Source organism: Pantoea sp. ICBG 1758, from assembly GCF_002928325.1.
Classification (GTDB): domain Bacteria; phylum Pseudomonadota; class Gammaproteobacteria; order Enterobacterales; family Enterobacteriaceae; genus Pantoea; species Pantoea eucrina.
The window spans coordinates 67,870-89,446 of record NZ_POWL01000006.1 but is presented as its reverse complement, the minus strand read 5'-3'; the positions used below and the strand labels follow the sequence as shown (position 1 = coordinate 89,446).

Annotated in this window: 22 protein-coding genes; 8 read left to right on the top strand and 14 right to left on the bottom strand. The window is 55.3% G+C overall.

Annotated features, from left to right (window positions below; genetic code table 11):
* Window positions 1–126: 126 nt before the first annotated feature.
* From C1Y41_RS17165 to C1Y41_RS17105, 12 genes are all read right to left on the bottom strand, one after another.
* Complete coding sequence (locus tag C1Y41_RS17165; protein WP_104085947.1) at window positions 127–1,335, bottom strand: aldose 1-epimerase family protein; 1,209 nt, start codon at window positions 1,333–1,335, stop codon at window positions 127–129.
* A gap of 416 nt (window positions 1,336–1,751) precedes the next feature.
* The gene (locus C1Y41_RS20290) at window positions 1,752–2,051 is read right to left on the bottom strand and encodes a hypothetical protein (RefSeq protein ID WP_233207456.1); all 300 of its coding nucleotides are present in this window, start codon (window positions 2,049–2,051) and stop codon (window positions 1,752–1,754) included.
* Window positions 2,052–2,390: 339 nt separating this feature from the next.
* Window positions 2,391–2,615, bottom strand: coding sequence for a DUF6290 family protein (locus tag C1Y41_RS17150; protein WP_065648026.1), 225 nt, complete (start codon window positions 2,613–2,615; stop codon window positions 2,391–2,393).
* Between the two features lie 205 nt (window positions 2,616–2,820).
* Complete coding sequence (locus C1Y41_RS17145) at window positions 2,821–3,747, bottom strand: aminoimidazole riboside kinase (protein WP_104085946.1); 927 nt, start codon at window positions 3,745–3,747, stop codon at window positions 2,821–2,823.
* Between the two features lie 216 nt (window positions 3,748–3,963).
* On the bottom strand, window positions 3,964–4,710 hold the full coding sequence (locus C1Y41_RS17140) for a MerR family transcriptional regulator (RefSeq protein ID WP_065648024.1): 747 nt from the start codon (window positions 4,708–4,710) through the stop codon (window positions 3,964–3,966).
* 168 nt (window positions 4,711–4,878) lie between these two features.
* The gene (locus C1Y41_RS17135) at window positions 4,879–6,111 is read right to left on the bottom strand and encodes a VWA domain-containing protein (RefSeq protein ID WP_065648023.1); all 1,233 of its coding nucleotides are present in this window, start codon (window positions 6,109–6,111) and stop codon (window positions 4,879–4,881) included.
* 75 nt (window positions 6,112–6,186) lie between these two features.
* Complete coding sequence (locus C1Y41_RS17130; RefSeq protein WP_040113372.1) at window positions 6,187–6,762, bottom strand: TerD family protein; 576 nt, start codon at window positions 6,760–6,762, stop codon at window positions 6,187–6,189.
* A gap of 69 nt (window positions 6,763–6,831) precedes the next feature.
* The gene (locus C1Y41_RS17125) at window positions 6,832–7,410 is read right to left on the bottom strand and encodes a TerD family protein (RefSeq protein WP_040113371.1); all 579 of its coding nucleotides are present in this window, start codon (window positions 7,408–7,410) and stop codon (window positions 6,832–6,834) included.
* A gap of 68 nt (window positions 7,411–7,478) precedes the next feature.
* The gene (locus C1Y41_RS17120) at window positions 7,479–8,513 is read right to left on the bottom strand and encodes a TerC/Alx family metal homeostasis membrane protein (RefSeq protein WP_065648022.1); all 1,035 of its coding nucleotides are present in this window, start codon (window positions 8,511–8,513) and stop codon (window positions 7,479–7,481) included.
* A 28-nt stretch (window positions 8,514–8,541) separates the two neighbouring features.
* Entirely contained in the window at window positions 8,542–8,997 is a 456-nt protein-coding gene (locus C1Y41_RS17115) for a tellurite resistance TerB family protein (protein WP_065648021.1), read from the bottom strand.
* A gap of 12 nt (window positions 8,998–9,009) precedes the next feature.
* The gene (locus C1Y41_RS17110; RefSeq protein WP_104085945.1) at window positions 9,010–10,170 is read right to left on the bottom strand and encodes a TerD family protein; all 1,161 of its coding nucleotides are present in this window, start codon (window positions 10,168–10,170) and stop codon (window positions 9,010–9,012) included.
* On the bottom strand, window positions 10,170–10,748 hold the full coding sequence (locus C1Y41_RS17105; protein ID WP_094111573.1) for a TerD family protein: 579 nt from the start codon (window positions 10,746–10,748) through the stop codon (window positions 10,170–10,172). The genes C1Y41_RS17110 and C1Y41_RS17105 overlap by 1 nt, the downstream gene beginning before the upstream one ends.
* 307 nt (window positions 10,749–11,055) lie before the next feature.
* On the opposite strand from C1Y41_RS17105, the gene C1Y41_RS17100 reads away from it, so the two are divergent.
* The 8 genes from C1Y41_RS17100 (at window position 11,056) to C1Y41_RS17065 (ending at window position 18,828) form a co-directional block, all read left to right on the top strand.
* Complete coding sequence (locus tag C1Y41_RS17100; protein ID WP_104085944.1) at window positions 11,056–12,153, top strand: ATP-grasp domain-containing protein; 1,098 nt, start codon at window positions 11,056–11,058, stop codon at window positions 12,151–12,153.
* Window positions 12,150–13,283 carry a phosphoribosyltransferase domain-containing protein gene (locus tag C1Y41_RS17095; RefSeq protein ID WP_369826835.1) on the top strand — a complete coding sequence of 378 codons (1,134 nt, stop codon included), beginning with the start codon at window positions 12,150–12,152 and terminating at the stop codon, window positions 13,281–13,283. The genes C1Y41_RS17100 and C1Y41_RS17095 overlap by 4 nt, the downstream gene beginning before the upstream one ends.
* Complete coding sequence (locus tag C1Y41_RS17090) at window positions 13,276–14,067, top strand: hypothetical protein (protein WP_104085943.1); 792 nt, start codon at window positions 13,276–13,278, stop codon at window positions 14,065–14,067. The genes C1Y41_RS17095 and C1Y41_RS17090 overlap by 8 nt, the downstream gene beginning before the upstream one ends.
* Window positions 14,054–15,139, top strand: a complete 1,086-nt coding sequence (locus tag C1Y41_RS17085) for a cysteine protease StiP family protein (RefSeq protein ID WP_104085942.1) — start codon at window positions 14,054–14,056, stop codon at window positions 15,137–15,139. Before C1Y41_RS17090 ends, C1Y41_RS17085 begins: the two co-directional genes overlap by 14 nt.
* Before the next feature lies 1 nt (window position 15,140).
* Window positions 15,141–16,073, top strand: coding sequence for an HpcH/HpaI aldolase/citrate lyase family protein (locus tag C1Y41_RS17080; RefSeq protein ID WP_065648015.1), 933 nt, complete (start codon window positions 15,141–15,143; stop codon window positions 16,071–16,073).
* Window positions 16,074–16,103: 30 nt separating this feature from the next.
* On the top strand, window positions 16,104–16,559 hold the full coding sequence (locus C1Y41_RS17075; protein ID WP_065648014.1) for a hypothetical protein: 456 nt from the start codon (window positions 16,104–16,106) through the stop codon (window positions 16,557–16,559).
* Between the two features lie 178 nt (window positions 16,560–16,737).
* Window positions 16,738–18,291, top strand: coding sequence for a sensor domain-containing diguanylate cyclase (locus tag C1Y41_RS17070; protein ID WP_233207455.1), 1,554 nt, complete (start codon window positions 16,738–16,740; stop codon window positions 18,289–18,291).
* Window positions 18,292–18,384: 93 nt separating this feature from the next.
* Window positions 18,385–18,828: a DUF4174 domain-containing protein gene (locus tag C1Y41_RS17065; protein ID WP_104085941.1), complete on the top strand. Its 444-nt coding sequence runs from the start codon at window positions 18,385–18,387 to the stop codon at window positions 18,826–18,828.
* Between the two features lie 57 nt (window positions 18,829–18,885).
* Here C1Y41_RS17065 and C1Y41_RS17060 read toward each other — a convergent pair whose 3' ends face one another.
* On the bottom strand, window positions 18,886–20,946 hold the full coding sequence (locus C1Y41_RS17060) for a pyrroloquinoline quinone-dependent dehydrogenase (protein WP_211049734.1): 2,061 nt from the start codon (window positions 20,944–20,946) through the stop codon (window positions 18,886–18,888).
* A 49-nt stretch (window positions 20,947–20,995) separates the two neighbouring features.
* Window positions 20,996–21,358: a hypothetical protein gene (locus C1Y41_RS17055; protein ID WP_065648011.1), complete on the bottom strand. Its 363-nt coding sequence runs from the start codon at window positions 21,356–21,358 to the stop codon at window positions 20,996–20,998.
* Between the last annotated feature and the right edge of the window lie 219 nt (window positions 21,359–21,577).

Genomic DNA, 21,577 nt, shown 5'->3' with positions numbered 1-21,577 from the left:
ATGTGAAGTACATCGCAAAATAGCGCAGGAAAACGCAAAGGGACGTCTCAGGTGGGTAATACATGGGGGAGAGAGAAGCAGGAGAAAGAGGGAAAAAAGAGCAGAGCCAGGCTCTGCTCCATGCGGTTACTCTTTAGCAATCGGCGCCTGATCTACGGTGACTTTTTCATCGCCCTGAATCTGCCCGATACGCTGTTCCGTTTTGCTGACGGCGTCAGCATCTTTCAGCAGCGTGTAAGTCAGCTCAAACGTGGTGCTCTGGCCCGGCTGTAGCTGCTTAACCCTGCCCTGCTCTTTTTCAATGGTGACCGGATAGGCATAGCTGGTACCGGGTTCAATACCGGTAACGTAGCCCTGTTTAAGCGTGTCGGTGTTTTTCCACATGGTCAGCACCGGCAGCTGGCGGGTATCAAACTCGATTGATGCCCCTTTATCGCCTTTGCTGTTAACCACCGCCGCCAGCGTTTTTCCGTTGCTGTCCGCTTTCGGCACCAGGTTAAATACCATCTCATCAAAATCTCTGGCAGGCGCATCATAGACGTTCCAGCTATTCAGCCCTTTCTGCGCGTAATCGTTAAAAGGCGAGACAGATTTCAGCGGTGCGATAAAGCGGGCATCTTTCTCCAGAATCGGCGTGCCGAAATTGCTGTGATAGATGATCTGATAATCCTGCGGATAATCGCCGTGGTTGGTTAACACATCATGCAGTGTGAAGGCATCTGTACCCGGCACGTAACGGAGCTCTGTCCAGGTGGCGAGGTTCGATTTTTTGAACGTATGCTCTTTCAGCAGGCCGCGAATGCGGATTTCATGCGGGGCTTTATCATCCACGGTGACTTCAACCTGCGAAGCGGGTGTGTTGCCCGCTTTACCGTGCAGCGTATAGATGCGGCCATCTTTAGTGACCGGATGCCCGGTCCACTCATAGCCGCAGCGCACCATCATTTCATTAAAGCCATCAAGCCAGCCGAGACCGTTGCGGCTCTCCAGATTGATATAGGCCGGGTTGACCACTTCATCTACCGGCGAATCCCAGCCCAGACGCACGTCGTGTCCCCTGACGTACAGTAAATCCATCCCGCGCGTCGGGCTGAGCGCGATGGTCAGGCCCTCCGGACTGGTAATCGTAATGACTTTCGAACCTTCCTGTTTGCCGCCATGCAGCACTTTTTGTTCGATGCTGAACGGCTGGCCGCCCAGCTTCAGCGTTTTGCTGTCGATGTGCCAGTTTCCCTTCTCTGTACTTGCTTCAGCATCCGTCAGCACCCATGTCTGTGCTGCTGCCTGAACGCTGATCCCCGCCATGACCACACCGGCCAATAATGCTAATTTCATAATGATGCATCCTTTGCTGAATTGATTTAGCTAATGTCAGCTAAGCGTACAAACATGAGGGAAATGAAACCGTGAGGTGCTTCACTTCGGTCGGTTATACCGTCAAGAATCTCTGTAAATTTGGGTTAGATCACATTTTGAGAGGTTAAGACGGCGTTTTTGGACGCCCAGAGAGAGAAATCAAGCTGAAATGATGGCATTTGATTTAATCGTTTCAGCTTTAAAGGGGTAGGATAAATAAACGCGTGCTGCCTGATGCTCAGTTGCGAAAACAGCCGGGTTGCGGAATGGTGTCGTTTAAGAGGGTTTGAGGTCCGATGGAACGAAATAGTTTTAGCAATAACTCCGTCAGCGTCCTGTCAGGCCGGTTATCACATCCGGTAAGCAGCGTTACAACCACCACGACACCCACGTTTTTACTGAGGAATTTTAACTTCTTTCTCAGCAACGAAATTAAAGCGGGCCAGGGCATGCTCCACGCCCGGCAGTTTCCGGGTCTCCATCAGCGAAATGCCCAGCATATCCTGCAGAGCGAGGAACACCGAAGAGGCAAGCGGATGGTACTCCAGCCTAACGTTCAGCCCGGTAACCGGGCTATTGTTCTCATCTACGAACTGAAGCTCAAGCCAGTGCTTCCGCTGTTCGCCGCGACACTGAACGGTTTTGTATGTGCCTCTGAGACTTGTGACCAGAGTATTGTCACCGATGATTTCCACGCCAATTCCTTTTGAGCAGTAAGGTTAACCAGCGCGCATCATACCCTGGATAGTTTCCCTGCTAAATTATTAAGCTGAAAAACGGACCTGAAAATCGCGGATTCAGGGCGGGTGTGCTTACCGATAAACTGTTAGCTATGAAAATATGAAGGCGGGTATTTATGGAGCTAATGGACAGGATCTGCGACGGGTGTAAACTCACCTAAATCACCTTTTAGCGGCTTCACTGACTGGCGCGGATCTACCGAAGCAGCAATGCGTATGTTCATAAAATCCACTATTCGTCGCGCATTTTGCTTATCCATTTTACGCAACACTTTCAGTGCACGCTCAGAGTAATTAATCGTCCAGACCAAGTGACTTCCTCACGTCTTCGGACGAATGCATGGATTCCTCTCCACGCCTGATGCGCTCAACTGTTTCCGCTGCTAAGTAATAATCCTCAAGATCTTCAAGATGCGTAAGGATAGCTTCGCGTGCATAGAACGTCTTTGTTCTACCGGTTTTTTTCGCCAGCGAGTCCAGACGGGACTCAATGTCATCAGATAAACGGATAGCAAGCATAACGGCCCCTGAATTTAAGTGCTGTACATGGATAGCAAAAATCATAACCCTGTCAGGATGAAAAAAAACCAATCACTGGCTGAAACAACAGCATTAAACATGACATGTCCCTGCTATGCTTTTCCTCGCTGTAATCTTACATCCTGCTTACCGGCCGGCCTGCTGCTCCCGGCACGGTGCTAATGGCCTTCAAGCCCCCCTTTAATCAGGCAAGCTGCTGCTGCAGCTGATCAAGATAAGGCAGCGCGGTCATTGCGCCTTTCGCCGTGGTTGCCAGCCCGCCGCAGATCTGCGCGCGCTCCAGACACTCTCTGAGCTGCACGTCATCCTGCGGCAAACCCTGACCGGCTAAATGCCACAGCAGCCCGGCAACAAAAGCGTCTCCGGCGCCGGTCGTATCCACACTGACAACCGGGCGCGTCGGATAGTGCTGCAGCGTGCCACGGGACCATGCCTGCACGCCCTGGCGGCCCTGGGTAACCAGAATAAGCCTGATAGCATATTGCTCAGCCAGCTGCTGCATACCTGCCGCGATATCGCTGGTGTTACAGATAAAGGTCAGCTCTTCTTCTGAAAGCTTTACTACGTCAGCAAGAGCCAGCGCGCGGGCAAGCGCGTCGCGCAGCTCCGCTTCATCTGCCCATAAATCGTGCCGGATGTTGGGGTCAAAACTCACAAAGCCGCCCGCTTCATGCAGTTGCTGCATCGCCGTCAGCGTGGTGTTTCGTGAGGGATCTCTGAGCAGTGCAATCGAACAGCAGTGCAGCCATTCGCCCGCCCGGAAAGCTGGCAGCTCGTGCGTTTCGATAAACAGATCTGCTGAAGGACGCACCATAAAAGTAAAGTTGCGCTCACCGTCTGCGTCCAGCGCCACCACGACAACCGAGGTGCGCTGCGTGTTATCTGGCTGCATAAACTCGGTGTTTACCTGCTCGGCATTAAGCGTATCAATCAGGAACGTGCCAAAGGGATCGCCGCCTACTTTACCAATAAAGCCGCTGTTGCCCTGAAGCCTGGCGATACCCACCGCCACATTGGCGGGCGCACCGCCGGGACACTGAATCAATCTGTTATCACACTCCGGCAGCAGATCCACAACTGCATCGCCCAGACACCATACCCGTTTGACCATTTCACTTCTCCTGATCGCAAGCTAAATCGGTTTAGCAATAACATATTATTATGCACAAACGGAGGGGGTTAGAAAGGTTCAGGCCACTATTTTGCTAAAGTGTGCGGGTGATACCAGATTTTATGGGTGCAGAAGTTGATGGGCAGAGTGTTCAGAGGGTGGCTGAAGGCTAGCCGACAGGTACAACCCGGCAGCCAGCCGGGCTGTAAAAGTTTATCAGGCTGCAGTCAGCAATGTGCGATCGGGGCCGCTTAGCATCACCGGTTTATCGTTGCGCAGTTTTTCACGATAGTTCCACTGCATCAGCTGCGAGATCCCTGCTCCACACCACATCATATGGTGATCGTGCCGATAAATTGAGGTGGCCGGCAACCCGGTCACATTCTCGGAAATCTCGACCCGGCAGCCCTGCCCGGTCAGGCGAATAGCTTCCAGCCAGATTTCGGTTGCGTCTGTCACGCTGATAGCTTCCAGAAAAACAGGGACAGTTTTACGACGCTCCGATGCACGCATGATACAGCGTGCGTGAAAAACTACGGCATCATGAAAGCGTGATTGCTTTATAACCGAATCTGCGCTGTTATCACTGCGCAGCAGCAGGTTCAGCGGCTTCAGATAAGCGTTAACAAAATCATCACCGCTGTAGTCGCTGCCCATCTGTCGCATGCGCGCCTGCAGCGCTAAATCCGAGCTGTCGCGCAGCTGGTCCGTCATCTCTTCCTGCCGGCATTGCCAGCGATTTTGCGGCAGCGGTGACCTGCCCTGCAGAAAGGCGTAAATTTCAGGCAGCGTGCTGCCGGTAGCCGTCAGGTCCAGCACGCTATAGATACGCGTTAGCTGTCCGCTGGTGTATTCACCATTATGCTGTGGCTGGGTAATCAGGCCTGCGCGCTTCCAGTTGCGTAAGGTGGCGGGTAAAAGGCCGGTGAGGTCGCAGATGGCCTCGACAGAATATAAACTCATTACAGGTCCCCCGATATCGGGTGTGGGTCAGCAGCTCAGAACGCTGCCGACGAACCCCTATTGTGCGCTTAGTTATCCGCAATTGATACCGTATTGACATTGATTTGCATAAAACTTGCAGCGTTCTGACTGTAAACCGCAGCGGCAGGAAAAACGCTCTGCCGTACCTTATCGCAGAATACGTTTTTGCTTTGCTGCATCCAGCCAGTCACGAAACTCCACCAGCAGCCAGTCGTAAAGCTGCTCATCGCTGATATTTCCGACATCATCAACCGGAAAAAAATGTGTATTGTCGATCAGGCGATCGGTAAAGGTATCCAGACGCTCCAGCACGCCATAATTATTGCCGCCCAGGCCTAAGAATTTATAAAAAACTGGCAGTGTGGCGGACTCTCTGAGTTTCTCTTTGATAAGGCGTGTTTTATTGATGCCGCCATCGGTAATAAAGACCACATACACCGGTAGTGTGGCGTCGCGATAGGTATTGTTAATCGCTTCCAGTACCGGTGGCTCATTGTTCGTGCCGCCCAGACCCGGCAGGATTTCCCACATCGTCCGCCTGCCGTCGTTGCGAATACGATCGATGTAACCCTCAAGGTTATCCAGTGACACATCCTCGTACTGACGAAATTTTTCGCCAAACGCCCAGACCGGCATGCTGCCGTCATCATCAAACTGCACGGCCAGCGCCGCTACCCGCTCCAGCACCTTCTGCACATTACCGCGCTTAAACTGTGCCGTCATGGAGCCTGACGCATCCAGCACAAAGGCGACCTGCGCTTTAACTTCTGAGAGCCGGTGTTTCTCCAGACTGACGCGGATTGGTTTTGCCAGGCTGACCAGTTGCGGCAGTTTTTCAAGCTTCTTCTCCAGGCTAACCGCGGGTACTGATGCGATCACAGGTTCTGCTACATCCACGCCAAAATGCAGCGCCAGCGGATGAAGGCCTCCATCAAATCCCTGCCCGACCGCTCGCAGTTTCCACTGTTCGTTATGACGATAGAGATGGCAGACAATCAGGGCTTTCTCGCGTCGATCGCCGGGTGCGATATCGTAGCGATGTTCACCACACTGCAGAGTAAGCTGCTGTAAACCCCCTACTGTATCGCTGCCATCGATAACCAGCGTAACAGCAATACGCATGACGGCAGCGGGTAGCGCGTGAAGCTGAATCTGAAAACGCGCCTCTCCGGCATGGCTGTGCATGACAATACTGCGGTTTTCGTTATGCGGCTGGTTGAAAAAAATCATCGACGAATCACCGAGGACTTTTTCATTTGCGCCGAGCAAAAACGCTGAAGCATCAATGTCGCTGCTGAATCCAGGCCTGGTTTTCCAGGTCAGGCAGAGTTCAGGACACGTGCTATTAAGAGCAATATTCTGTCCGGTGGTCAGTTCCATATTTCACTCCCTGTGGGTGGTTAACAGACAAAAAAAAGCCCCTTCACGGGGAAGAGGCTCTTTTGCAGCAGTCCGTTACACGGATACGCCGTGCTGAGCTGCCAGCGCTTTCAGGCCGCCGGCAAAGCCCTGGCCCACCGCTTTAAATTTCCACTCACCGTTGTGACGATAGAGCTCGCCGAAGACCATGGCCGTTTCGGTGCTGGCATCTTCTGACAGATCGTAACGGGCGATTTCGCTGTTGTTGTCTTCGTTAACAATACGGATGTAGGCATTAGAGACCATACCGAAGTTCTGCTTACGCGCTTCCGCATCGTAGATGGTTACCGCAAAAACGGCTTTCTGCACGTCGGCGGGCACGGTAGCCAGCGAAATTTTTACCTGCTCATCGTCACCCTCGCCTTCACCGGTGCGGTTGTCGCCCTGATGCGCGACAGAGCCGTCCGGGCTGGTGGCGTTGTTGAAGAACACGAAGTGCTGATCGGATAACACTTTGCCGTCTGCGCCGACCAGAAAGACCGATGCATCCAGGTCAAACGCCTGACCATCGGTGACGCGTGAGTCCCAGCCCAGACCAGCAATCGCTTTGGTCATGGTTGGGGCTTCTTTGGACAGGTTTACGTTACCGCCTTTTGTCAGATTAACTGCCATGGTGAAATCCTCTTTGCTTGTGGCTGATGCCCGGCCAGACCGGGCAGATAATGGGTATGTGACTGCGGATCAGGACGCGTTGATACCATACTGCGCGCAGACTGAGGCCAGGCCGCCTGCATAGCCCTGACCAACGGCGCGGAATTTCCACTCGCCCGCGTGGCGATAGAGCTCGCCAAACAGCATTGCGGTTTCCGTGCTGGCATCTTCAGACAGATCGTAACGCGCGGCTTCCACGTTGCTGTCGTTGTTGACCAGACGGATAAAGGCGTTTGCCACCTGCCCGAATGACTGGCGGCGGGTTGCGGCATCATGAATGGTGACCACAAAAACAATTTTGGTCACGTCCTGCGGTACGCGGTCCAGTTCAACGATCAGCGATTCGTCATCCCCGTCACCTTCACCGGTACGGTTGTCACCGGTATGGGTCACGGAACCATCAGCCGATTTCAGATTGTTGTAAAAAATGAAGTCGTGATCGCCACGCACTTTGCCTGCATCGGTGAGCAGAAAAGCGGAGGCGTCAAGGTCAAAATCCTGACCGTCAGTGGAGCGGGTATCCCAGCCCAGACCAATTTTCACATTTTTCAGTGAAGGGTCGACTTTTGCCAGGGAGACGTTGCCGCCTTTAGAGAGAGTCACTGCCATGTTATTTTCCTCACGTCGTGCATACGCTGTATGCGGTATTCAATAGCGCGGCCGGGCCGCGCCCTGACTTACTCTGCCTGCTCTTCTTTTTTACCCGGGAACAGCAGGCTCGCGATAATCCCCAGTGCCAGCACGCCCAATACAACATAGAGGCTGGTGGTTGCGCCGATAGCGTAACCGTGATGGAAGAAGTGCTCGGTCGCGTTCAGGCCCAGCTTGAAGGCGATAAAGAACAGCAGCACGATCACCGCTTTTTCCAGATGCACCAGATACTGCTTCAGTCCTTCCAGCACGAAATAGAGTGTACGCAGACCAAGGATAGCGAACATCATGGCGCTGTACACAATCAGCGGCTCGCGGCTGACGGCGATCACGGCCGGCACCGAGTCGAACGCAAACATCACATCTGAAAGTTCAACCACAGCTAAACAGAGCAGCATCGGCGTAGCGTAGCGGGCCGCTTTGCTTACGCGACCTACCTGCACATCCGCGTTCTCCGGCTTAGCGAGTTCAGCATCGACCTCTTTCTGGCTCAGCACAAAGGCGCTGCCTTTGAGTTTTGGCCAGATCGGATAGAAACGTTTCACCATGCGGTAAGCGAAATGCTGAGAGTAATCTTCGATCTCATCATCGTCGTCGCCGCTTTTCAGCATCATCACCGCGGTCCAGCCTACGATAACGGCAAATACCACTTCCACCCACGGACCGAGCGCCAGCAGGCCGGTACCGATGGCAACAAAAACGCCGCGGAACACGATGGCACCGATAATGCCCCAGTAGAGCACGCGGTGACGGTAGTTATTAGGAATGGCAAACCAGGAGAAGATCGCCATCATGACAAACAGGTTGTCTACCGACAGGACTTTTTCCAGCGCATAGCCGGTCACAAACAGGCTGGCCACTTCCGCGCCGTGATGGACATACAGGAAGCCTGCAAAGGCCAGCGCCATCAGGATCCAGAATACTGACCAGCCCGCCGCGCTTTTCAGCGAAATAGGTTTGTCATGCCGGTGCATGAACAGGTCGATAAAAATAGCTCCGACAGAGAGCAGTAAAAACACCGCTACCGTTTCAATCGGAAACCCGATATGGGTCGATTCCATCTATTAGCTCCAGAAAAGTCAGTAACGGTTACAGGCCAAATTCAGCGGGCTGAAAGCCCAGCGCCTGAATAATTTCGCGGGCGTTAGCCTGCTCAGTGGCGTCAAAGTCACCGTCGCTTTTGGCCACGGCAATACCCACCCGGACCGCAAGCTGCGCCTGTTCCGGTTTATTTTTTAAGGCGAGGATATATTTCATTGTCTCACCCTTGCCCACTTCCATATCGAAAGAGAATGAGGTCACCAGCTTTTCAAAAAACTGGATCACCTCATTGGTATCAAAAATACTCAGCTCCGGAGAGGCGCGCAGAAATCCCATCATTTTCTGCTTCTCTTCGCTGCTGACGCCGTCGCTGGCAACAGCAATACGGGCACAGACGGCCACGGTGCCTTCGAGAAAGGCGCGGTTTTTGTAGCGGCTTACCTGTTTTGTCAGCTCGTCGCGGCCGGCGTTAAATTTGTCTTTAAGAGAGTTAAAAAAGCTCATAATTACTCCTGATTACTTGGAACCGGCGCGCCAGTTAAAGCCCCAGCCAAACGCCTGATCGAGTTCCTGATGGCCGCTGAAATAGCGGTTGATACGCTCTACGCGGATTGCGCCGTTGTCGTTAATCAGACGGGCAATCGCACACATGTTTTGCCGGTTGTTGCCTTCAGTAAGCGCGGTTTCCACCGGCGGCTGTCCCGGAACCTGAATGGTCACCATGCCGTCAGTGTTTTCCCAGCTCGGCACACCTTCATAGATAAAGGTAAAGATTAGGACTTCTTTGATCTGCTTCCATTCGCTGCCGTTGATATGGATCCACTCACCGTCGCTGACGGCGCCGGTACGGTCATCGCCCTTCAGCTCAACGAAGGGTTCGCTGCGGAAGCTGCCAAATTTGTTGCCCAGCGCCTGTACGATAGTGCGATAGCCATCTTTCAGCTCCACAAACGCAGCCAGATCAAGGTCAACACCTTTGTTATTGTTAAAGATGCCCTTCAGGAAACCGCCGCCGCTGTTACCGGCAGCGCGCTGGTTCCAGTTCAGGTTGACGCGGATCTGACCATAGTCATCCTTTTTCGTCAGGTTGATGGAGGGCTTCTCTTTTGTCAGACTGACTTTGCTCAGATTTACGACGGGCTGTGGTGCTGGTGCCGGAGCCGGTGCGGGCGCAGCGCTGCTCTCATCCACTTCTATACCAAAGTGTTCAGCCAGCGGCTGCAGGCCGCCGTTAAAGCCCTGAGAGACAAAGCGGAACTTCCATTCGCCGTTACGACGATAAAGCTCGCCCAGGATCAGCGCAGCCTCACTGCGTCCGGTGGTATCAACATCACACTGCACCAGCACGCTTCCGCCGGCTTCGACCTGAATGGCGAGACGCGCCAGTGACGCAACGGTTTTGCCGGCATCACAGGTGGCGGTAAAGGCTATTTTCTGCACATCGCTTTTCAGCGTTGCCAGATTAACGGTAAACATGGTTTCGTTGCCGGACGCGGAAAGACGCACTGTACTGTCATCATTTTCGCGCTGACCATAAAACACCATGTCCGAATCGCCGCGCACTTTGCCGTTGTCATAGAGACGAAACGCTGAGATATCGACCGGTACGCCAGAGGAGACACGCACCACCAGCGATTGATTAGGTACGGGGGCATTGCCCCCTGGCGTCAGGTTCATCAGTAGAGTACCGCCTGAATATCGGGGATCATGTCCTGAATGGTGCGGGCACGCGAAGCGTTGCCGTGCGCAGTAAAGTTCCACTCGCCGCCGCTGCGGCGCAGTGAAGCTATTACGACCGCCGTATGCGAGCCCTGCTCGGTCAGGGTAAATTTCGCCAGCTCTTTGCCCTGCTGATCAACAACGCGACAGAAGGCATTCGCTACATCGTTGAAGGTTTGCCCGGTAAAGCTGTTTACCGTCAGCACCAGGCTTTCAATGCTGGCTGGCAGACGCGACAGATCGGCTTTGATCACCTCATCATCGCCGTCGCCTTCGCCAGTACGGTTATCGCCGCTGTGGACTATTGAACCATCATTTGAACGAAGCTGGCGGAACCAGACGGTGTCCACCACGCCACCGTGCGCGTCAAGCAGCACGCAGCTGGCATCAAGATCAATGCTATCGCCCCCGCCGAGAAGTTTGCCAAAGAGTCCTTTCTTTTTGGCAGGATCCCAGCCGAGTCCGAACTGAATTTGAGAAATCGCACTGCTGGATTTCGCCAGCGAAATTGTCTGATTCTTACTTAAAGATACCATCACTTCTCCTTAATGAGTGGTTAGCTGCTGCAGTAAAAACGCCGATCAATTTAACAGCTCAGCAATCATAACATGAGTTTTATCCTGCGCAAGAAAACAATCATCATATGATTACTTTCAGTTGTGAATATAATGTTTAATAAAGAATTATCTATTTTTATTGGTAAGGCGGTAACTGTCATTAATCTGTAAATGAAGCGAGGTGCTTTATTAGTTTATTCAATCATAATATGATTGCCTGAATGTTCTGGCGTTCACCTGACGGCGCCAGCAGGCCCTGCGCTGCAAAAATAAGGAATACAACACGATGAGTCAGCCGGATGCGATCTGGTTTATGGAAGGGGTTTCTTCCCAAAAAGATATTCTTGCGCTGGTGGCGCAGGCGCGACGTGCGGGCCGGCATGATTTCGTGCTGATTGCCTCTCACCGCTCCTCCCGCCCGGAAATTCTGGCGGAAGCAGATGTTGCTTATCTGGAACCTGAGGATGACGGTGCCCTATTCGCTTTTATCCGGCATGTCTGTCAGCAGCACCGGGTACGTGCCATCCACGCCGGCAAACGCGGAGCGTTGCTGGAGCAGCAGCGAACGGCTATTGAAGCGCTGGGTGTCAGGCTGGTAACAGGCGCTCGCGAGCGCGCCACCTTTACGCTCGCTGATAACAAAACCCGTTTTAGCGCGGAGATGAGCGCGCACGGTCTGCCTGCCGTACCTTCAATTGAAGTGCGCACGCCGGATGAGGTAGCGGCTGCGATAGCGCAGGTTGAGGCGCAGGGCCATCGACCCTGTATCAAACCGGTGCACGGCATCTATGGCATGGGGTTCTGGGTGCTGCGACGCGATGCGCATACCCTGAGCTTTTTTAACAACCCGTACAGCCGCCAGATCCATCCTGACGTGCTTATTGAGAGCCTGCGTCGTGCACAGCAGGCCGGTGAGTCGCTGCCGCTGCAGATTGTCATGCCCTGGCTTGCAGGTCCGGAACGCTCGGTAGATATGCTGGTGGAGAATGGCCGGGTCATTGCAGCCGTCGCCCGGCGCAAAGAGGGCTCAGTACAGGTTTTTGAACAGGAGACGCCCGCCTGGCGCCTGGCAGTTGCCTGTGCAGAGACGCTGCATGTGGATGGCCTGATTAATGTCCAGACCCGCAACGATGCTGAAGGCCATCCGGTGCTGCTGGAGGCTAACCTGCGTCCTTCTGGCGGTATCGGTTATACCGCGTTCAGCGGGATTAACCTGCCCGGCCTGTTTGCACTGCGTCAGCTGGAACTGATTTCCGCAGCGGACGCCATTGCGCAGCGTGCCGCGTTTAATCCGGTGCAGGTCATCCCGACCAATGCCGTTCAGCCTCTGCCACAGTGTGACCCTGTCACATGGTCTGCCAGCCCGGATGAGGAGTGCCGCTGATGACCGCTGCCTTACAGATCTATCAGCGCGAGCTGCCTGGCGGCACGCTGCGTGTAGAAACGACGAGCGAGACGCCACTGGAGACGCTGTTTGATATTGCCGCACGCCGCAATCCCAAACGGGCATTCCTTTTTGTCAGCAAAATACTGGGACGTCATATCCCGGTCAGTCCGGCCATCATGCGCGCCAGTTATGAGACGCTGGCAGCAAAACTGCCGCATGACCTTCCGGGGCCGGTGCTGTTTATCGGTATGGCCGAAACCGCCGTGGGTCTCGCCGCTGGCGTATTCCGCGCGGCCAGAGAGCAGATCGCTGAGCCGGTGTTCCTCACCAGCACCCGTCATCCGGTAGAAGGTGATTTGCTGTGTGAATTTAAAGAGGATCACAGTCACGCCACCGATCACCTTATCTATCTTCCGGCTGACGCCACGCTGCGCCGCCGTGCGCTGCAGGCGCGTACGCTGGTACTGATTGATGATGAAGCGACCACGGGCAATACGTTTCTGAATCTGCTGCAGGCGCTGCGCGAAGCGGGTCTGCAGGCGGTGACGCGTGTGGTCACCGTCACGCTCACCGACTGGAGCGGTGATGCCGTGCGTCATCACTGTCCGCTGCCGGTAGAGCCGGTTTCACTGGTTGCGGGCCGGTGGCACTGGACCCCACGCGCAGGGGCACCGGTACCGGTAATGCCTGCGGTAAACGTGACGGCGCAGGGCGCAGTGGCCCTCTCCGCCCGTCAGGACTGGGGACGGCTGGGGATGGCGGACGCTCACTGCCGCTTTGCAGACGATATGCACTCTGAGCCGGGCGAACGTATTCTGGTTCTGGGATCGGGAGAATTTATCTGGCCACCTTTTCTGCTGGCAGAGCGTCTGGAGCAGCAGGGTGCCTGCGTGCGCTTTGGTTCACTGACGCGCTCGCCGATCTCAGAAGGTCTGGCGATTAGCTCCATACTCGCTTTCAGCGATAACTACGGTCTTGGCATGCCAAATTTTGTCTATAACGTGGCGCATCAGCAGTTTGATCGGGTGATTATCTGTGTTGAAACGCCCGCGGAGGCTGTCTGTCCCACCCTGCTGGCAGGATTACAGCAGACGGCCCCCCGCATTGAGGTGATCGCTTATGAATAAGCCGGTTGTATTATGCGATCTGGATGACACGCTGTTCCAGACGAAAAGAAAAATGCTGACCGAAACCCTGCAGACCCCGGTTGAAGTGGGCGCCTACGATCGTGAGCTGCAGCCGCGCAGCTTTATGTCGCAGGAGCAGTCGATGCTGGTCTCCTGGCTGCTGCAGAGCGCAGAGCTGATCCCGGTGACCGCGCGCGGTACGGAAGAGACGGCGCGCGTGGCGCTGCCTTTTACATCCTGGAAAGTCATGACGCACGGCGCGGTTATCGCGTCACCTGACGGCAGCCTTAACCGCATCTGGCAGGATCGTATTATCAGCGAGCTGTCAGCCATGCGGGCACAGCTGGTTAGCTATCGCCAGCAGCTGAGCGATGCGCTGGATCGCGCCGGCCTTAATGCCTGGTGCCGCATGAACTATGAGTATGATGGTGTCCCGATCTATTTTGTGATGAAACATCGCGACAGCACGCAGATTGCCGAACTCTATGCGTTCAATGCGCAGATGCAGCAGCAGCTCGATACGCGGGGCTTTTATATCCATGCCAATGGCAACAATATCGCCTGGATCCCTGACTGCATTCAGAAGGGGCATGCGGTGGCGTGGCTGTTGCAGCAGCTGCGCGACACGCGTGGCCCATTCCCGGTAATGGGGCTGGGCGATAGCCTCAGCGATTTCAGCTTTATGCAGCACTGTGACTGGTTTGGCATGCCCGCCCGCAGCCAGTTTACTGACGCCATCCGCCGCCATATTTTTGACAAGGCCGACGCCCATGAAAAACCCTGAATTACAGCAGCTGCATGGCACCTATCTGCCCTCGGACGTGCAGTTTTTGCTGAATCCGGTTCAGCTTGAGATGACGCCGGTCGATGAGAAAGAGCGCCTGATCCAGTCCGGCCAGAAGCACTATTCCGAGATGCTAAGCCAGGAGCCGGCGCCGTCTGCGGCGCATCTGGAGATATTTAACTGCGCGCTGGAGATGGGCAGCGCCCGGCTTGCACGTGACGTTGTGACGCTGGCTAAAGGGCTGATAGCTCAGGCCGCCGGGCAACCTGTGATTCTGGTTAGCCTGGTACGGGCCGGCGTGCCAGCTGGCGTGATGCTGCAGCGCGCACTGCGCGATATGGGCGTGGTATCGCATCACTACGGTATCAGTATTATCCGCGATCGCGGCATTGATGAAACCGCGCTGAGCCTGATTGAGGCGAAGCACGGCACAGAGGGCATCGTATTTGTGGATGGCTGGACCGGTAAGGGTGCCATCACCGGCCAGCTGATTGAGAGCCTGCGCGACCGGCCCGGCTACCCGCCGTTGCCGCGACTGGCGGTGCTGGCCGATCCGGCGGGCTGCGCCTGGCTTGCCGCCTCCGATGACGACTGGCTGATCCCGTTTGGCATTATGGGCGCGCCGGTTTCCGGCATGGTGTCACGTTCCCTGTGGAGCGCCTCTGGCCTGCACGGCTGCGTGCTGTGCGATCATCTGCTGGCGTATGACTGCAGTCTGCGCATGGTGGACACTGTAGACCGGTTCCGGCAGCAGCTGGATACGGCACAGATTGCTGCAGCGGTGCCTTACGCCACCCACCTTCGCAACCAGCAGGCGATTGCTCAGGCAGTGATTAATCAGCTGGCGGCGCAGTATCATATTCTTAACCGCAACCGTATCAAACCTGGCATTGCCGAAGCCACGCGCGCGGTGCTGCGCCGCGTGCCCGATCACGTCCTGGTCCGCAGTAAAACCGATCCGGATGTCGCCCTGCTGATGCATCTGGCCGCGCAAAAAGATATTCAGGTAAAAGAGATGGGCGATACGCTGGGGCAGTATCGTGCCGTAACCATTATCAGGAAGGTGTCGTGATATGAGCCTGCCACTCTCCCCCTGGATGCTGGGTGCCACGCTCTATATGCCTGCCACCCGCGGCGATCTGGCTGACGTGATCCTGCATGGAAAGATCCCCCAGCTGCGTTCGCTGGTGATCTGCCTGGAGGACGCCGTCAGCGAGCGGGATGTGACTCTGGCGCGGGATAACCTGCAGACTTTACTGCGCCAGCTTCAGCAGCAAACCCCCACGCACACCCCGCCGCTGGTGTTTATCCGGCCGCGCGATGAAGCCATGGCTGCCGCATTGCTGCACGATAGCGAATTGTCTGGTATCGACGGGTTTGTTTTACCGAAGTTTAATCAGGCTAACGTACTCTCCTGGTGGCGTCTGCTGGCGCCAACGTCGCTGCTGCTGATGCCGACGCTGGAAACGCGCGATGTTTTTGACAGTACCGCGATGCAACAGCTGGCAAGCCTGCTGGAACAGCACCCGTGCCGCGAGCGTATCCTGGCTCTGCGCATTGGCGGCAACGACCTGATGTCGGTTCTGGGACTGCGGCGCTCGCGCCACCTTACGCTCTATGAGGGGCCGCTGGGTTACGTGGTGAAAATGCTGGTGGCGACCTTTGCGTCGCGCGGGTTTGCGCTAACGGCCCCGGTGTGTGAACGCATCGAAGATGTGGCGCTGCTGGAGCGTGAGCTGGCGCTGGATGTGGCGCACGGGCTGGTCGGGAAAACGGCTATCCATCCGGCGCAGCTGGAGATCATTCAGCGCGGTCTGATGGCGGAGCAGAGCGACTACGAAGATGCGCTGCGCATCATGAATTCAGAACAGGCAGTATTTAAATCGCAGGGCGCAATGTGCGAACCTGCCACGCATCGCAACTGGGCTGCTGCTATGCTGGAGCGGTCTGCACACTGCGGTATTGTCAGCGCGTATACCGGCGCGGTTTACGCCCAGCGTCAGTGATCGCTATCTTTACTCTTTTAACGGTGTGCTATGCCTCTGAGCGCAAAACAGTACAGACAGTATCAGCTGGTCGCCTTGCTGAGCACGGGTAAACCCGTAGAAAAGGCGCTTTTACTGCAGCAAATGGCATGCTCTGAACCGACGTTTGTGCGCGATTTACGTGAAATCCGCACCAGCTATCAGGCAGAGATCAGGTTTAATAAATCCGCCGGTAACTATCAGATGACCGGCGCCGGATCGCTGACGCCTAAAATCGTTAAAATGATGCGTGAAAGTCTCGCGTTACATGACAGCGCGGGTGCAGGACAGAATCTCTCTGCGTCAGTGATCCTCGACAAAGAGGCCAAAAAGTCGGTTTCTCTCTCCCTGCGCCTGTCGGTATTACGTAAAATTCAGCTTTACGCTAACCGCCATAATCTTAATCGCAGTCAGGTGATTGAGTGGCTGGTTGAACAGAATCTGGGTAAGGGAGGCAAGAAGTCTTAACGCACGGAAGTCAGGCCATTTGCTGAACAGTCCGGCGTTTTTCAGCCGGCCTGAGTCAGCCTGAAAACAGTAAAAAGCGAACAGCAAGTTACCCGCCAGATTGATAACCACTTCTGAACAGATTGTGGCTGATGTATGATGCCTGCCTGATTTCTGCCGCCTGCTCAGAACCGACTCTATGCGAAAAAACTCACTTAACGCTTCAGGCTCTTCACTGCTAAAAACCTCGCTGGGAAAAAGCATGATGCTGTTTCTGGTATTGATTAGCCTGTTTGTGGTGGCAATCAACGCCTGGTCGCTGTGGAACTCCTGGCAGCAGATCATGAGTGAGAAGAAAGATGATGCGCGCAATCTCTCTGTATCGCTGGCCAAACATGCTGAAGATTCGTTTCTGCAGGTTGAGATCACCTTAGCCGATGCGGTCAGGCAGTTGCGTCAGCGCGGCAATGAGTACGCGGCGACGCCGGCGTTTTTGCACCAGCTCAAAGAGCAGCAGAGTAAACTGCCGCAGCTGCATGGCCTGTTTGTCTATGATACTGACGGACACTGGATCGCCTCATCCGGTAACTTTGTGCCGACCAATGCCAGCAATGCCGATCGCGCCTACTTTTTATGGCACCGCAATCACAATGACACCAATCTGCTTATCAGCCGCGTTATCCGCAGCCGCTCTACCGGCGATCTGGTTATCCCGGTTTCAGTACGCCTGAACGACAGTCAGGGGAACTTTGCCGGTGTGGCGCTCGCCACGGTGCGCGTGGACTATTTCCGCCAGTATTACAGCTACTATGCGCTGGGCGATAAAGATACGCTGGGCCTCATTCTTGCTGACGCATCGGCCCTCTATATTCGCCCTTTCCCGGACGCCTATATTGGCAGAATGCTCTCCGCCAGCCCGCTGTTTAAAACTGAACTCAAATCTGCGTCCAGCGGCAACGCGACCTGGCGCTCCTCTCTTGATGGCATCGTGCGCGTTTACGGCTATGCGCGTCTGGAGCGCTATCCGCTGATTGTTACCGCCGGGTATGACCTTGCCGCAATACGCAAAGCGTGGCTTACCGGTAATCTGATTAATCTGCTGCTCAACCTGACGCTTCTGTTTGCCATTGCCGGCATGGGGCTTCTGGTGCTTCGCCAGGTAGGAACTAACGTCAGAAATCAGATTGAGCTGACCTTTGTGCGGGATGAACTTACCAGCATTAACCATACGCTGCAGTCGCTGGCACTGGTGGATGGTCTGACCGGGCTGGCCAACCGGCGACAGTTTGACGCCCTGCTCGACCAGGTGCTGCTGAAGTCATATAAAAGCGGCGATCCGGTGGCGCTGATCATGATCGATGTCGACTGTTTCAAGCATTATAACGATACTTACGGTCACGTTGCCGGCGATGAATGCCTGCAGGATGTGGCGCAGGCCCTGAAGAGCTGCGTGCATTATCATGGCGACGTTGTGGCGCGCTACGGTGGCGAAGAGTTCGCCATCATTCTGCCGAACACCGACTTTTCAGAAGCGCAAATTGTCGCCGGACAGGCGGTTAAGGCCGTAAGAGAGCTGGGGATTGCCCATGAGAGCAGCCTGGTCGCCGCAGGCGTGGTAACCGTGAGCGCAGGCTACTATTCACTGGTCTCTGCCGGGGAAGCGTCAGAAGCGGAACAGCTCAGACGCGAAGCGGACCAGGCGCTTTACCAGGCGAAACGCAGCGGCCGCGATCGGGCGTGCGGGCCGGTCTGACAGCGCTGAGCCAGGTAAAGAACCGTCAGATTCTGGCAAGTGGTTAATGCTCTGTCCAGACTTAGCCTGTTATTGCCAAAAAGGGGCCGGCTTATGCCTTCTGCATCGCGATTACGCTTCACCCTCAACGTTGTGCTGTTTACCCTGGCGCTGAACGGTGCGGCGCAGGCTGCCCGCCAGCCAGAACCGCTGTTTCAGACGCTGCAGCCAGCGCAGAATTCGCTGGAGAATTATCGCTGGCATAAGCGGCTGCTTGTGATCTTCGCCCCTTCTGACCGCGATACGGATTTCATACGGCAAATGGCGCTGTTGCAACAGCAGCAGGATGCGCTCAGGGAGCGTGATATCGTGGTGCTGAGCGATGTCCGCCCGGCGGACGGCGGCGCGCTGCGTGCGCAGCTTAATCCTGCCGGATTTGAAATTGTGCTGGTGGGTAAAGATGGTGGCATGAAACTGCGCGAGACCCGGCCGGTAAGCGCGGAGGCCCTGCTCTCACTGATTGACCGTATGCCGATGCGTCAGGCAGGCCAGAATTAGCGTAATAAAAAAGCGGGGCACTCAGGCCCCGCTCTGTTTAGCGCTGCATATGCAGGATCACTCTTCCGGAAGGGCGTAAACCACAACCTGATCGCCGACCTGATCTTTCAGAATCGTATTACCACCCGCCACAAAGGCGACATACTGACGCCCTTTATACTCATAGACAGACGGGTTAGCAACGGCAGGTGCTTCTACCTGATCGGCCCACAGCTCTTCACCTGTGTCCACGGAGTAGGCGCGGACTTTGGCATCCATTGAGGCACCGATAAAGATCACGCCGCCTGCGGTGACTGCCGGACCACCAATCGTCGGTGAGCCCCAGCTTTCCGGCATAAAGAAGCCGTACTGCTGCGAAGCACCGACCGGACGACGCCACTTCACGTCACCGGTATGCATATCGATCGCCACGATTTCGCCAAACGGCGGCTGCCAGCACGGCATGCCCAGCCAGTTGTTTGCGACCATCAGACGCAGACCATACGGGGCACCTTCCTGAGGTGCAAAACCGCTTTCATTGCCCGAGCCGTTATCCGCTTTCTCATAATCTTCACGGCTGTAGAGCTTGATATACTGCACAATGTGCGAGGTGTTGACGATAGCGATCTGCTTCTGCGGATCGAACGCCACGCCACCCCACTGTACGCCGCCAGCGCTGTCAGGATAGGTCAGCACACCTTCGCCTTTGGTTGTAGGCGGCGAATACATGCCATCGTAGCTCAGCTTGTCCCACAGGCGGGAACACTGACCTGCTCCTACGATGTCAGCCAGCTTCCAGATAGCCGGCTTTTTCGACTGATCCAGCAACGGAGCGGGTTTGGTCGGGAAAGGCTGCGTAGGGGCCAGTTTTTCACCCTGTACTGAACCATCGCCCTGCGGCACCGGGCGCTCTTCAATTGGCCAGACATCTTCACCGGTCAGGCGATTTACCACAAACAGGAAGCCCTGCTTGGTGGCCTGAACCAGCGCCGGGATCTGCTTACCATTTACGGTAATGTCCATCAGCGTCGGCGCAGAGTTGATATCGTAATCCCACACATCGTGATGCACCCACTGGCGCGACCAGACAACTTTACCGGTTTTGATATCCAGCGCGGTCGTTGAGGTACCCAGCGGAATAGACTCCGTGCGGTTGCCGCCCCAGTAGTTAGGCGATGGGGATGAAACAGGCAGATAGACCAGACCGTTGGCCTCATCTGCTGACATGTGAGTCCAGACGTTGGCGGTACCGGTGCGGGCGCGAACGTTTTCCGGAATCGCTTCAAAGGTCCATTCCAGCTTGCCGGTCTGGGCGTTTACGGTAAAGACCGTGCCTGGAGGGGCTTCTGCATATGCCCAGTCTTTACCTGCCCAGCCAATCATTAAATGATCGCCCACAACCGTAGGCGGCTGCAGAATAGAGAGCGGATACTTCGCGTTAACGGTATTCCACTGATCGATGTCTAACACGCCTTTATTGGCAAAGTTTTCGCACGGTTTGCCGGAGTCGGCATCCAGCGCCCAGAGCTTAGCGTCAACGGTGCCCATATAAACAATCTTCTGACATGCTTCGCCTGCTACCGGATTTTTAGCCTGCCAGTATGACACGCCGCGGTTTTTCAGGACCGGTTGCGTCAGTGCTTTACGCGGTGATTTGGTATCGTAATGCCACTTCTCTTTACCGGTACCCGGATCGAGCGCAATTAACCGATCGAACGGCGTGCCGACGTAAATAGTCTCATTGGCAAAAATTGGCGTAGCGGACCAGACCGTGGCAGGCGTATCCCCTTTTCCGTCTGAGACATCACCGGTATGAAACTCCCAGATCTTCTTCAGTTTGCTGACGTTTTCCGTCGTGATCTGCTTCAGCGGGCTATATTTCTGTGCGTTCAGCTGACCGTGAAAGCTGTCCCAGGTTGCGCCTGCCGGCACCAGTGGTGTAGCCGGGTTAGCAGCGGATTCCACTTTCTGTCCATCAAGCTTGCCGGTGGATGCATCATCGGTGGTTTTTGTGGTTCCCGCATCCTGCTGATCGGCAGCATCCACATCCAGTTTTTGACGCGCGCCCATCGACGCTTCGGTGGCTTTATCTTCTGCGTGCAGTGAAAATGAACTCACCAGCAGCGCAAGTGCCGTCATACTGACTTTCATCAGCGGCGAATAGTTAGTGTTTTGCACAGGTGACTCCTCAGACTCTGACGCGTTGGGCATGGCGCCCTGTTTGTTTACTCAGCGCGATAAGCCCAATCAGGCCGACCACCATGGCTGCAGTAATGATGTACTGGTGCAGCAGCGCAGCGGAGAAGCCGATACCAAACAGCACCGCCAGCGTCACAACGATCCAGAAAACGCGCGCGCCGCCGGTGCTGCCGCGCAACAGCAGAGTCAGCAGCGCCAGTACCACGCTGGCAATAGCCACACCGAGTGCACCGATGGTGCCGGTTACGCCGGTCAGCGGCGTGAGCCAGGCCCAGAGCGCTACGCCAAAGCCAATAACGGCTGCGATGAGCAGCAATATGCTGCCCAGCCGTGAAGATTGAGAATGCAACATAGCAGGAGATCCCCCTGTTGAAAGACGTCATGTAAACCCACAGGCCGTGCGCAACGCTGAGCACAATAGCCTGCAAAAAAAGATAGCGCCGCTGCCGGATCGGGAGCCAGCAGCTGGTTTATCTAACGCAGTGAGTATAGATGAAGGAAAATAAAGTGCTCAGGTAAACAGGAGATAAATTAGCGCTGAGGCTTAGCTTAATTAATTCAAGATACACCA